We start from the raw sequence: 13,059 nt of genomic DNA, 5'->3' as shown, positions 1-13,059 counted from the left end.
CTCTATATATTGTTTATAGCGTCTTCATGTCATATAAACAATAAATAGTAGATAGGGGGTGCTGCCCCTTTTTTTCTGACCTCACAATTTATCCACTGTTTATTATGTTGGTTAGTCATATAAATAATAGATAGTAGATGTGGGGTTTGACTTTTCCATGAGTGAAAAAATGGGAAAGTGTGTTCTGCTTATGCTACAATTAGGGTAAACTATTTGACAAGAGAATCAAATATGGAATTGAGGAATGAATATGAGACCGGTTGTTTTTTTACATGCGGCAGATTTACATTTAGATAGTCCATTTACAGGACTAAAATCTGTACCTAAAGCATGGACAGACGAAATGCGGGAAAGTCCGTTCAAAGCATTTCGCAATATTATCGGTACAGCCATTGAGCAGAAAGTGGACTTTATGCTTTTATCAGGTGACTTATTTGACGGTGAAAATAGAAGCTTACGTACTCAAGTGAAGTTTCGCAGGGAAATGGAGCGTTTGAAGGCGGCTGGAATACCTGTATATATTATTCACGGTAATCACGATCATCTGGGCGGAGCATGGATACATGTGGATTTTCCTGATAATGTTCATGTATTTTCGGAAAAAACCGAAATGAAGTTGTTTCAAAAAAGTGATGGTACGCTAGTTCATCTTTACGGATTCAGCTATCCGAAGCGACATGTAACTGAGAGAATGATTGATACATATGCAAAGATTGAAGGTGCGGATTACCATATTGGACTTCTACACGGGAATTTAGAAGGCGTTACAACTCATAGTCCATATGCGCCGTTCACATTACGAGATCTCACAGACAAGCATTTCGATTATTGGGCGCTTGGTCATATTCATAAAAGGGAAATTATCTCAGAACAACCGCTTGCCATTTATCCTGGAAATATTCAAGGCAGAAATCGCAAGGAAAACGGGGAGAAGGGCTGCTATTTGATTGAACTTAATGGTTCAGATTGGAAACAGCAATTTATTCGTACCTCAGAAGTGATTTGGGATACAGTAACTGTCACGATTTCCGAGGGATACACATTTGATGCGATTTTAGCGGAATGCAAACATATTTTGATGAAATATCATCCATTTAAAGAGAAGTACTTACTTGATCTTATCCTAGATGGAAGGGATGGTCATGATTCTAATATCCTTCGTGAAGATTTTCTAGATGATGTTCTATCAATATTACAAGAGCAGGCAGAAGATGAGGAATGGAATGTCTGGCCATATCGGATAACTTTTCATAAGGACACTATGCCAGTTGTTTTACATGACACGCCGTTTACATCAGAGCTCCTTTCAAAAGTAGAATGTTTTACGGAATACGATGAAGCGCTCAATCCTTTATATCGACATGGGATTGCTAAGAAATGGCTTGATTCACTGACGGAAGAAGAGCAAGGGAAAATTCTAAAAGACGCCAAACGGATGCTTTTGCAAATGCTGCAATAAGGAGAGAGTGCAGTTTGAAAATCAAAGAAATATACATATACGGCTATGGAAAAATGGAAAATATGCGGTTTACAAACATGTCAGGTCTGCATGTGTTTTTCGGGAAAAATGAAGCTGGCAAATCAACAATAATGTCGTTTATCCACAGTATCTTATTTGGCTTCCCAACAAAAATTCAAAACGAGTTACGATATGAACCAAAAATGCATGCCAAATATGGAGGGCTGCTTATTGTTGCAACAAAGCAATATGGCGAGGTAAGAATTGAAAGGGTAAAAGGAAAAGCGACGGGGGATGTAATTGTCACGTTTGAAAATGGTGAAGTGTTTGGGGAAGAAATGCTTAATAATATTATGCAAGGCATGGATAAGGCCTATTATCAATCGATTTTTTCTTTTGACCTACAAGGTTTACAAAGACTACATATGCTAGGAGAAGGAACCATAGGCAAGTATTTGCTTTCGGCAGGTTTAGTTGGCAATGATAAGATTTTGGATGTAGAAGGGAAACTGCAAAAAGAGCTGGATTTAAGGTTCAAACCTTCTGGACAGAAACCGCTGCTTAATAGTCAAATGAAGCAGCTGAAAACACGTCAACAAGATATGAAAATCGCAGGTGATGATCAGCTTACCTATAATGAATTACAAATTGAGTTAAAAGAAATTAACGAAGAACTGGAAGAGCTGAAGAAACAATTTCAGGTTAATGAAGAACAGCTCTTTTATACAGGAGAATATCTTCGAATCAAGCCGCTTATTGAAGAGCAGGCTGTCATCAAATCGAGATTGGCTCTGTTAGGTGATCAATTGTTTCCAATTGATGGTTTAAAACGGTTTGAACAGCTAAGTTCTATTTTGCTGCAGCTTGAGGCAAAGCAAGCTTCATTTCAACAACAGATTGACGAACTGATGATTGAACGGGAGAAGATGTTCGTATCCCCTTTTTTAGAAGGAAATAAAGAAAATATCGAAACAGCTATCGAGAGTTCTGCGCTTCTTGAACAATTAGAGCTCGATAAACATCAAGCAGAAAAAGTTTTCGAACTAGTAAATAAGGAAATCGATCAACATAAGGCTGATTTGTCTTTTAAAAGTAGTGAAGAAGCAATCTTGGGGCTTGATTTCAGCTCCTTTAAGAAGGACAAAGTAAGAACGCTCGCTCAAAAAAAACGAGTGTTAAGTAATGAAAAAGAGCAACTTGATGAGCGATATAAACAAGTAAAAGGCCGTTTAGAACAGTCTGAAATGCGGCTGACAGAACTTAAGAATCGACGCATGCCAAAGGAACAAAAGCTCAAGTTCGAGACAGCACAAGATCAAAATCAACAAAAACAATATGATCAAGTGAAAAAAGATATGCTAGATGAACAAATTGCGAACCTGGATCGGATGTATAAAGTTCAAGAAAAAAAAGAGCGGGATCAACATAGTAAAAAGCGAATAATCTTTGTTTTTATCAGCATGGTTCTATTAGGCATTTCGTATTATTCGTTTATTATTAAACAGCCTATACTTACTGTTTTCTTTGCAGCTGCACTATTTGTTATTTGGACAAGATTTTTCTTTTTTAAGGAAAAGAATACGTTAGTTGAATACAAGAGGCAAATTTCTGAGGTCAAAGAGAAGCGAACTTCCCTTGAGAAAGAAGAAGCTCATTTTCAATCTATAGAATTTGAAACTGATTCAGTTCGGCGTCTACTTGAACAAGAACGAGAATTAGAACGTTTAATAGCTAATGAAGCATTTAAGATGGGAGAACGAGAACAAGCATTTGATGATGTGATACATGATTTTGAAACTTGGGAAGTATCGTGGAATATAGTTCAGGCGGAAGCTATGAATATCGCGAAACTATGGGGGCTTCCGAATGAAGCGATCCAGCATGACTTAGAGCAAATCTTCAGCTCGCTTGAGAAATTAAAAGTGAAAGTGGAAGAGAAAAACGAAATCCGTAATAATATAGAGCATATACATTTGGAAATACAAAATAGGAAGAAAGCGTTGTTTTATTATACCAGTGAGTTGGAAGAATATCCGGGTACTTGGCAGGAAGCTCTCACTATTTTGAAACGAGCGTTAAATGGTTTGTTCGAAAAACAAATTCAACTGAAACAGAATTTTGAGGAAAAATCCAAAACGGAAGTTGCACTTGAGAATCACAAATCAGAAACGGATTATGTAACTAAGCAAATACAAGAATTAATAGACCAAGTTGGTGCGGCCGATGAAGGTGATTTTCGGAAAAAAGCATTTGATGCTGAAGAAAAGCTACAACTTCTCAGCCAGCTGAAGCTTATCATTGTCCAACTTGAGCAGGCGCGTTTACAAGGAGAACAACTCACTTGCTATATCGAAAAAGACATTAGCAAGTATACGATTGAAAATCTTGAAACAATTCGAACTGAAATCACTAGTAAACATGAACAGCTGCTAGAGAACCAATCTGATTTGAAACACAAAATTAAACAGCTTGAAGAAGGCGGTTTATATGATGAAAGAATGCATCAATTTTATGAAGCGCGCCGAATATTTAACGAAGAAGCAAAAGACTGGGCCAAATATGCCGTAGCACGTAGTTTGCTGAACCAAACGATTGATACATTTAAAAAGGAACGTCTTCCTAGTGTGATAAGCAAAGCAGAAGAGTATTTTACCTATTTAACGGATGGACAGTACAATCGCATTTTTCTGAACCATGATTCGGACGGATTCACTATCCAGCGCTCTGATCATTTGATTTTTGACGTCAATGAAGTGAGCCGTGGTACTCAAGAACAAATATATGTAGCATTCCGACTTGCGCTCGCAGACTACACATTCAAGGATGATTCTTTTCCTTTGATTATTGATGATAGCTTTGTGAATTTTGACAGCAAACGAACAGCAAATACGATTGCTTTACTTGAAAAAGTTTCTGAACATAGGCAAATAATTTTCTTTACATGTCATGAACATCTGCTCAACCACTTTTCAAAAAACGGTTTAACGTATTTGTCAACTCCTTTAGGAGCTTCTTTATAAGCAAAAAATTAGAACAGATTTATCTAGCATCAATGGAAGTAACACCCCTACAGGCTGAGTTCGATAAATCGGGTACGTACTGTCGATTGATTGAAGTGAGAGCGAAGATCTTAGCGACAGTAGAACGGGACTAACAATCAGTGGGGGATGGAGAAAACCCCTACTGATTGAAGTTTCACTTTATCATGAAAATCGAAGAAGTTGAAACCGTAATATTGCAAGATATGGTATACTATTGATACTGAAATTGGAACGGAGGTATGTACACATGCAAAAAGGCATCATTCACTTCGGTGTTGGTGATTCAATGGATACATATATGTATATAAAAAGTAGTACAAAAGCAGTGGCTAGTAATGGCAAGCCCTTTCTTACGCTGATTCTTTCTGATAAAACAGGAGAAATAGAAGCAAAGTTATGGGACGTTTCCGAGGACGATGAGCGCAATTTTTCAGGTGAAAAAACGGTCAAAGTGTTGGGGGATGTTCAGAATTTCCGAGGTCGCAGCCAGTTGAAGATTCGAAATATCCGTTTGACGACTGAACAGGATGGTGTGACCCCAGCCGATCTTATTCAAACGGCTCCATTGAGTCAAGATGAAATGATGGGGAAAATTACACAGTATATTTTTGAAATGAAAAACCCGAATATCCAAAGAATAACTCGTCATTTACTGAAAAAATATCAAAGTGATTTCTTGACATTCCCAGCTGCAACGAAAAATCACCATGAATTTTATTCAGGGCTTGCTTATCACGTAGTATCAATGCTTGATTTAGCGAAAGGGATCACAGCTTTATATCCAACACTTGATAAAGATCTTTTATATGCAGGAATTATCTTGCATGACCTTGGGAAAGTGAAAGAGCTATCTGGCCCTGTGTCGACTGTTTATACAACTGAAGGAAATCTACTTGGTCATATTACGATTATGGTCAATGAAATAGGCAAAGCAGCTGATGAATTGAACATTCATACCGAAGAAATCATGATTCTGCAGCATCTTGTCTTGAGCCATCATGGCAAAGCAGAGTGGGGGAGTGCCAAACCACCTCTAGTTCGTGAAGCAGAGGTTCTCCATTATATTGATAACTTAGATGCAAAAATTAATATGATGAATCGTGCTCTAGAAAAGGCTAAACCAGGCGAATTTACAGAAAAAGTATTTGCACTAGAAAATCGATCATTTTACAAACCAACATTTTCTGAATAATGATAATTGCACCATGCGAAGATTTTGCATTGGTGCTTTTTTTGTAACCATTACCCCAATATTTGACCTAGAACCTGAAAAAGTAGTCATATATTTTTGCTTCTTGCATATTCTTTTAGTAATACGAGAGGGACAAGGTCCCTGAAAGGAGCAAGCACATGCCAATCTGGGTTTGGATTATTTTTGCAGGAATCTTAGTTAGTGCTTGGATGAGTGTATATACAGCAAGACAGGATCGGAAAAAAGAAAATGAGTGGATTGAGCAGGAAGGGCAAAAGTATATTGAGCGAATGAAGAAGGAACAAGAAGGCAGGAAAAAAGAGCAACAGCCAGGAATGGAACATTAAAAAAGAGGATGTCCTAAAAGCGTCTGACAACATACTCTATAAATCGTTTACTAAGTCATTTAAACGATATTGAGTAGATATTAGTCAGATTCTTTTAATATGGACAGCCTCTTTTTTTTTAGGGTTTTTAGAGTTGAGATGTATATGGCTTTTCTACATCTAGCTCCAAGCACTAATTATGTTTTTTACTTTTTAGCTGGTGTAGCTGGTTCTTGTTCTTCATTTTTAAATGTGTCTTGTAACTCTTTATCTTTCACTTTTACATCTGCATCTTTTACTTCTTTAGAAAGGGCTTTTTGAACTGTAGCAGCATCAAGTTTAGCAAGCTTTAATTCTTTTTCGATCTCAGCCTTTGAATCTTCATAAGATTTTTTCTCTTTTTTATCTAGAAGTTGAATGATATGGAATCCATATTGGCTTTTAACTGGTTCGCTGATTTCATCTTTCTTCAAAGCATAAACAGCTTCTTCAAATTCAGGAACCATTGCTCCTTGTCCAAACCATCCAAGGTCCCCGCCTTTTTCAGCACTTCCAGTATCTGTTGAATATTCTTTCGCTAACTTAGCAAAGTCTTCTCCCTTGTTAAGCTTATCTTTTACTTCTTTAGCAGTTGCTTCATCTTCAACGAGGATGTGTCGTGCGTGAATTTCAGGCTGTTTCTTTTCATAGGCAGCTTTAATATCAGCTTCAGTTACTTTAACACTAGCAGTCGCTGCTTTTTCTTGGAGCATTCCGCTCTTCATTGTACGCTTAAAAGCAGCTTCATCGGCAAAGCCATTTGAAGTGAGTGCCATTTCAAAGCTATCACCAAATTGCTTTTTAACCTCGTCCACTTTTTTGTCTAGTTCTTTATCAGTTACTTTATATTTATCTGAAAGAATTTTTTCATATACTAGCTCTTGCAAAACTGCATCGCCGTATCGATCTTTCATTGCATCGTAAAGCTCTTCTTTCGTTATGTCTCCCGCTTTGGAAGTTGCCACCACTTTAGAATCGCCGCCGTTGCTACAAGCAGCTAACCCAAGTAGACCCGCAATTACCGTTATGGATAAAGCCCATTTTTTCATTTAGAACAACTCCTGTTTATCTAGATTCGTGGCTGATTTGTGAATCCACAAATCTTACTATACCATATTTGGAAGATTTTCAAAAATTAAAGTGCGGATTTTGCTTCTTAATTTAAAGAAAGTAGGCAACCGCCCATCCAACTTTTATCCGTTTACATATGATGTAATGATCGTTCACACATATTGGTTTCGTGTACATTAGGCAGTCCGTTCCTTAATAAAGACTGTCTACGAATATAAAGGAGGTAATATAAATGGGCTTTGGATTTGGCGGAGGATTTGCTTTGTTAGTAGTATTGTTTATTTTATTAATCATTGTTGGTGCTGCTTTTTGTAACTAAATACCACATCTAATTAAAAAACGGAAAAAGTCCACGCTTCTTAAAGATAAGCTGAATAGAATATCGTAGCCGTTAAAGGGTCGGTTGTAAAATTGCAACCAGTTTTCTATAAACGGGATTGATCGTACCATTGAAAGGAGGATACACAATGTCTGGAGGAGTCGGCGGAGGTTTCGCTTTGATTGTTGTACTTTTTATCCTTTTGATTATCATCGGATGTTCATGTATATAAAATTGGATACTAAAGAAGGTGAACCGTTAACGGGTTCACCTTTTTCGCGTGATAAGCAAAAGCATTTCTTTTTCGCATCGTTTGTTGTCTGACCTTACATCTGCCCATAGGGCTACCATTTTACTTTGTGAAGGGTCAGAAACGGTTACGGTTATTCTGACCGCCTTACATATTATTTTTTATGTAAAGGATATTTCAACATACGAGGACAATAGTAAAATCGTAATTAAGATATTAATAGTCCGAAATACTTTCGTTTGGCGGTCTTCAGGTATTTCTTTTTGGATACATAATGAGTTTGTCATTCTGTTAATATTATATAGAATTATGGCCGAGAAGATGATAAACACGATTAATATCACTCCTGAATCCCTCCCTCTAAAACAAGTCTGTATTATTACGATACCAAATAATTTCAAAAAAAGATACTTAAAACTTTTTATTTAGTTGTCTTTATCATTCGTATATATCCTATTATTCTTTAAAAATAAGAATGTCATATCCTTGTTCAGTTTCTTCTACATAGCTTTGTTCAGGTGAACCCTTCATGCATTTAATCGCAATAAAATCAGAAACGCATAGTCCTGTGTGAATGGAAAGCAGGATGGCAAAATAATGAGCGTAATGTGGGAATTCGTATGCGCCACCAATAAGAACACTCGTTAATACAAGAAAAGGAAAAAGTAAAGTTAATCTGTATAGTCGTTTTGGAATGGGATCACCTATTTTGAAAGAAATGAGAGGAAGAACCCTCCATTTAATATAAAACACCGGTTTAATTTTTGGATATTCCAGAATACAAGGACAGCAGTGCATCAGTTTATGAATTGGGTATAAGAAAAGCGCTGAAAAAAGTAAAATCCAGCCATAATCATCATGCATGGAGACATTAGGAAAAAACACACTCATGCTTAAATAAATGACAATAAAAGAAAAAAACATGGTCATCATGGATAGAAAGAAGATAAATTGATTCCCGAATTGCCTATCCAAGTTGATTGACTTCCAGCTATTCAAAAAATTCGCCTCCACAAGCGGGATAATAAGGATAATAGGGTAAAGCTAATATGCTTTTTAATAAAATCCTTCCCATACTTTACGATGATTAAGCAAAAAAATCAATAGAATATTATATGAAATAATCTGTTTGCGCTTGCAATCGTGGAGAAGTCAAAGAAATCATGTATAATGGAGAAAAGCGGTAAATGTAGAAGAATGGTGGAGGCTTTAAATGCGAGACTTAGAGAGAGAAATTAATAGACTGAAATTTCATCAAACACTCTTATTAAACATTATTCGGAACCCGAATGCACAATTAGATGTACTCTTTTTTGAAAAAAATCTCACCAAAAGGGAAGCTCATGAAATTTTAAAAGTATGTGATAAGTTGAGCAAACGGTATGAAATAGAAAAAGCGGAAGGGTATATACATTTTCAACCGCTTTTTAACTGTCTGACAATGGAATTAACAGAAAAAGTAACAGTAAATGAATTGATCGAAGCTTGTTTAAAGCAAGGATTATATGATTCTTTTATGAAAGAGATGGAGAAAATTGCAAAGAATTAAACAGCCTCAGTTTCTTTCTCTGACTTTTTCTTTGCAATTTTCCCTTCTTCTACGGTAAATTCTTTATCGATATTATCAAATGACCGTTCAAATATCCCCATAAAATCTTCGCCATAAATATTTCGGATAATGGCCATCATCTCCATCATATCAGGGAATTTCCCGTATAGCTCTCGCATTGGAAGAGTTCCTGAAAGTACCGAATTGCTAGCAGGATCATACTGTTCCATTAAATCTAATAAAATCCTTTCTCCCTCTAATGTAATTTGAATATACGTATTACGTTTGTCATTTTCTTTCTTTGAAAAAGTTAATAAGCCGCGTTCTTCTAATTTTTTGGAAAAATTAAATGCGGTTGAAACATGCATAACGCCGAATTTTGCTACATCTGAAATGGAAGCACCATTTAAATGGTAAGCAATCCATAAGATGTGATGTTCGTTAATGTTTAAATCAAACGGTTTAATCCATTGTTGCCAATCTTTTTCGGCTGCCTTCCAAAGTGCTTTACTTAATTGAGCAATTCTCTGGCTGAAGATCATAGCATCTTTCATAGTATAATTTTTTTCCTGCATGAATACACTCACCTACTTATCAGAATTCTCTAGTTTTATTATGACAATAAAGTAAAGATTAATAAAGCTAAATTTGCGAAATTTTTAGAATTTTTCATGTAAATTTTTTATATCAGCTTATGTAGCTACTAAAAGGTAGAAGTGCCGGCATGATTACGTGTTCAAAAAATTGTTTTTTTACTTATAAATATGTACACTTTGTTTTGTTGCAAAAAGATATTACGCAAGCCGGCATTTTTTTATAGTTTTTCATGATTCACTTTTAGGAGTAGCAATTATTTCGAGTTCTTGAATCGTTGCTTCGATTTCTTTCATACTTTTCGCTATTTCTTCTGAATTTGGTTCAATATCCTGTTTCCAGCCTTCAATTAAAATCCTCACATCTTCTATAAAAGCTTTAATTGTCTCTGTGCTTATTTTTGAAGCGTGTATGGCATCTTCTTTTACATTCATCAACTGGATTTTCAGCTCTTTAATGGAGTTAGAAATTTCAGTTGTATTTGCTTTCACTCTACTGCGAAGCTCTGTTCCAGAACTTGGTGCGGTAAGGAGAGCAGCTGCAGCACCTACAATGGTGCCTGTTATTATGCCAAAAACAATTGATTTTGTCCTCAAATGACCACCTCATTTTCTTTTATACTAATTTCGCCTTATAGTTAAAAAAACCTGCTAGGAAAATAAAATAAAAGTTGAAAATCTTTTTATTAAAATACCATAAACTGCTTATTAGTAAAAGAGTTAGTTTATATATTCTTTATATCACAAAAGTATTTTTTTAAACATCTTTATTTTGTTTTCAATATATAAAAATAGTTTACAAATTGAAAAATCATAATAAAGTGAGGTTTGACATATACATACAAAACAGATATGGCGCGCTAAGACAACCACCTTTTACCATTAAGGGCGAATCACTGTAGCACGCTACACCCACCTCATCACAATGGTCGCGTGCGGAGCCGGAATTTGAGGTGCTTACTGCAAAAAAATAAGTATATCTGCTAAGTAGACTGTCTAGATTAGTAAGTCGCGCAGACCCGTCCCCATGTCCTTCATACAAAAAGCTATTGAAAAAGGAGGAGTAGCGTCTTGTTTTTTTTTATATTATCACTCGCGTTATTAATGGCGTCATTCTTCTATTTGGCCATTTTACAAAGACCAGGCATGTTTCCCTCAAAAAAAATAATAAAACAAAGAATGCTAATTTTAGGTGCTGCAAGTATTGCTTTCCTTCTTATTGGCCTATTAATCCAACTTGTCATTTAATCTGATGGTTTTAAAAAAACACCGGAAAAACATCCGGTGTTTTGGAATAGTCTTTGTTATATATTAGCAGGAATGTTTGATCTTTTAACAAGTCCGTTTACAATTGGATAAATGATTGCCATGGCAATTACATTTAAAACGATTGCTGGTAGAACGGCCCCTGTGAATAGAATCAGAAAGGATTTTGGCAAACCTGCAAGGAAATATGCGGAAGTAAGGAATACTGTTCCAGAAATAATCGTTCCAACTGCCGTTAAAATACCGGTGCTAATAATTGATTTAGTAAACTTTTGAATAGCGATAAACATAAAATAAAATAAAAAGGCAGTGATAAATTTATCGATGATATTCGGTAAAAATCCTCCAGGGAAGGTTGATGTAATTCCGGAAATGACACCTGCGGTTACCGCTACAAGAAAAACATTTTTCTTTTCTGGAAATAAGATTATGGCTAAGAACATCATAGTCAGCATCATATCGGGTTTAACTCCAAAAGCAATTCCAGGAACAACTAAATGCAGAACTGCACCTAACCCCATTAATAAGGACAATGACACTAGTACTTTCGTATTCATTTCTCATCTCTCCCATTCTCGTCTCGTCTAAAGTATACCTCTCCAATAGTGCACTATTGCCTATAGCGAGAAGTTTAAAATAGTATATCATGACTACCCTTTTTTTAGAAGTGATTTCACACAAAGCATTGAAAAATTTTTTACTTATGCATTAAACAAGGCTTTTTCTTTATTTTGGTAGGTTTCTTTAAAGCTTGTCATGAAATCAGCAAGCTCTTGGCAATGTTCAAGTGGAACAGCATTATAAATGGATGCACGGCAGCCTCCGACAGATCTGTGCCCATTCAAGCCGATAAATCCAGCTTCTTTCGCCTTTAATAAAAATTCCTGCTCAGATTCTTTGCTAGGGAGGGTGAAGGTAACATTCATATGAGAACGGCTCTCACGCTCGGCATGGCCTTTATAAAAACCATCGCTTGAATCAATGGCATGATAAAGCAATTCTGCTTTCTTCGCGTTATTTTCTTCAATTTTGGCAATACCGCCTAAATCCTTTGCCCAATCAAGAACAAGAGAGAGGAGATAAATAGCTAAAGTTGGTGGCGTATTATATAGAGAATTACTAGCTTGATGTGTATGGTAATTCAACATAGTTGGAATTTCTTCCAAAGAATTAGAAATAAGGTCTTTACGAATGATGACAACGGTAATACCAGATGGACCTAGGTTTTTCTGAGCACCGGCATAGATTAAACCGAATTTACTGACATCGATTTTTTTACTCAAAATGTCACTGGACATATCCGCAACTAAAGGTACGTTTTTTGCATCCGGAAATTCATTCCATTGAGTTCCGTAAATGGTATTGTTCGAAGTGATATGTAAATAAGCTGCATCTTGATTGTAGGCGATGTCAGAAAGTTTCGGGATGGATGTATAATTGACCTCTTTTGTAGACGCTACAACCCTAGTTGCCCCGATTTTCTTCGCTTCTTGTAGAGCTTTCTCCGACCAACTTCCAGTTAGAACATAATCCGCTTGGCTATCGGCTTTTAGTAAGTTCATTGGAATCATCGAGAACTGAAGGCTAGCACCGCCTTGAAGGAAGAGCACATCGTAATTTTCTGGAATATCCATTAGTTCTTTAAGCGTTTGAATGGCGTGATTATGGATTGTTTCAAATGTAACACTCCGATGACTCAATTCCATGACCGACATCCCTGTGTTGTCGATATTTAACCATTCAGATTGTGCTCTTTTTAAAACATCTTCTGGTAAAGCAGCAGGACCTGCATTAAAATTACGTGCTCTTTTCATATTTGTTCCTCCTTGTAATATGTGAAAGGATTTGATTGTTTCTATCCTATCAGAAAATGTTTAGGAGTTGAAAGAAAAAAAGAGTGTTTAATGAAATAATTTTGATTTAATTGAAATTTCCTTTAAATCATAAAAAAAAT

15 protein-coding genes are annotated in these 13,059 nt (G+C 36.1%); 8 read left to right on the top strand and 7 right to left on the bottom strand.

All coding sequences use genetic code 11. The features are described 5' to 3' along the window. Positions 1 to 250: 250 nt before the first annotated feature. The 4 genes from V179_RS0120985 (at position 251) to V179_RS0120970 (ending at position 6,039) form a co-directional block, all read left to right on the top strand. A complete protein-coding gene (locus V179_RS0120985) occupies positions 251 to 1,459 on the top strand; it encodes a metallophosphoesterase family protein (protein WP_028393222.1) in 1,209 nt (402 codons plus the stop codon). A 14-nt stretch (positions 1,460 to 1,473) separates the two neighbouring features. After that, positions 1,474 to 4,479 carry an ATP-binding protein gene (locus V179_RS0120980; RefSeq protein WP_028393221.1) on the top strand — a complete coding sequence of 1,002 codons (3,006 nt, stop codon included), beginning with the start codon at positions 1,474 to 1,476 and terminating at the stop codon, positions 4,477 to 4,479. A 268-nt stretch (positions 4,480 to 4,747) separates the two neighbouring features. Beyond that, positions 4,748 to 5,692 carry a 3'-5' exoribonuclease YhaM gene (gene yhaM / locus V179_RS0120975; RefSeq protein WP_028393220.1) on the top strand — a complete coding sequence of 315 codons (945 nt, stop codon included), beginning with the start codon at positions 4,748 to 4,750 and terminating at the stop codon, positions 5,690 to 5,692. Positions 5,693 to 5,850: 158 nt separating this feature from the next. Further along, complete coding sequence (locus tag V179_RS0120970; protein WP_028393219.1) at positions 5,851 to 6,039, top strand: sporulation YhaL family protein; 189 nt, start codon at positions 5,851 to 5,853, stop codon at positions 6,037 to 6,039. A gap of 185 nt (positions 6,040 to 6,224) precedes the next feature. On the opposite strand, the gene V179_RS0120965 is transcribed toward V179_RS0120970, so the two are convergent. Beyond that, complete coding sequence (locus tag V179_RS0120965; RefSeq protein WP_028393218.1) at positions 6,225 to 7,106, bottom strand: peptidylprolyl isomerase; 882 nt, start codon at positions 7,104 to 7,106, stop codon at positions 6,225 to 6,227. 254 nt (positions 7,107 to 7,360) lie between these two features. Here V179_RS0120965 and V179_RS30250 point away from each other — a divergent pair, with 254 nt between their 5' ends. Beyond that, positions 7,361 to 7,447 (top strand): YjcZ family sporulation protein, encoded by an 87-nt coding sequence (locus V179_RS30250; protein WP_084552451.1) that lies wholly within the window; start codon positions 7,361 to 7,363, stop codon positions 7,445 to 7,447. Between the two features lie 148 nt (positions 7,448 to 7,595). After that, positions 7,596 to 7,679, top strand: coding sequence for a YjcZ family sporulation protein (locus tag V179_RS30245; RefSeq protein WP_084552450.1), 84 nt, complete (start codon positions 7,596 to 7,598; stop codon positions 7,677 to 7,679). Positions 7,680 to 7,858: 179 nt separating this feature from the next. Here V179_RS30245 and V179_RS30240 read toward each other — a convergent pair whose 3' ends face one another. Further along, positions 7,859 to 8,038 carry a hypothetical protein gene (locus V179_RS30240; RefSeq protein WP_084552460.1) on the bottom strand — a complete coding sequence of 60 codons (180 nt, stop codon included), beginning with the start codon at positions 8,036 to 8,038 and terminating at the stop codon, positions 7,859 to 7,861. Between the two features lie 115 nt (positions 8,039 to 8,153). Continuing rightward, on the bottom strand, positions 8,154 to 8,696 hold the full coding sequence (locus V179_RS0120950; protein WP_028393217.1) for a DUF3267 domain-containing protein: 543 nt from the start codon (positions 8,694 to 8,696) through the stop codon (positions 8,154 to 8,156). Positions 8,697 to 8,910: 214 nt separating this feature from the next. Here V179_RS0120950 and V179_RS0120945 point away from each other — a divergent pair, with 214 nt between their 5' ends. After that, positions 8,911 to 9,246: a DUF1878 family protein gene (locus V179_RS0120945; RefSeq protein ID WP_028393216.1), complete on the top strand. Its 336-nt coding sequence runs from the start codon at positions 8,911 to 8,913 to the stop codon at positions 9,244 to 9,246. Here the strand turns inward: V179_RS0120945 and V179_RS0120940 are convergent. Next, entirely contained in the window at positions 9,243 to 9,821 is a 579-nt protein-coding gene (locus V179_RS0120940) for an HTH-type transcriptional regulator Hpr (RefSeq protein WP_028393215.1), read from the bottom strand. The genes V179_RS0120945 and V179_RS0120940 overlap by 4 nt on opposite strands. Before the next feature lie 249 nt (positions 9,822 to 10,070). After that, entirely contained in the window at positions 10,071 to 10,436 is a 366-nt protein-coding gene (locus V179_RS0120935) for a YtxH domain-containing protein (RefSeq protein WP_028393214.1), read from the bottom strand. Positions 10,437 to 10,910: 474 nt separating this feature from the next. Between V179_RS0120935 and V179_RS31125 the strand changes: the two genes are divergently transcribed. Next, positions 10,911 to 11,087, top strand: a complete 177-nt coding sequence (locus tag V179_RS31125) for a hypothetical protein (RefSeq protein WP_154664021.1) — start codon at positions 10,911 to 10,913, stop codon at positions 11,085 to 11,087. A 56-nt stretch (positions 11,088 to 11,143) separates the two neighbouring features. On the opposite strand, the gene V179_RS0120925 is transcribed toward V179_RS31125, so the two are convergent. Then, complete coding sequence (locus tag V179_RS0120925) at positions 11,144 to 11,662, bottom strand: tryptophan transporter (RefSeq protein ID WP_028393213.1); 519 nt, start codon at positions 11,660 to 11,662, stop codon at positions 11,144 to 11,146. A gap of 144 nt (positions 11,663 to 11,806) precedes the next feature. Further along, positions 11,807 to 12,919 (bottom strand): 3-phosphoserine/phosphohydroxythreonine transaminase, encoded by a 1,113-nt coding sequence (serC, locus tag V179_RS0120920; protein ID WP_028393212.1) that lies wholly within the window; start codon positions 12,917 to 12,919, stop codon positions 11,807 to 11,809. Positions 12,920 to 13,059: the final 140 nt, after the last annotated feature.

Origin of the sequence: Bacillus cihuensis, from assembly GCF_000504145.1 — a bacterium.
Lineage (GTDB): Bacteria > Bacillota > Bacilli > Bacillales > DSM-1321 > Peribacillus > Peribacillus huizhouensis.
Note: the sequence above shows the minus strand (reverse complement) of the source record. Positions and strands in the feature narration are given on the sequence as shown.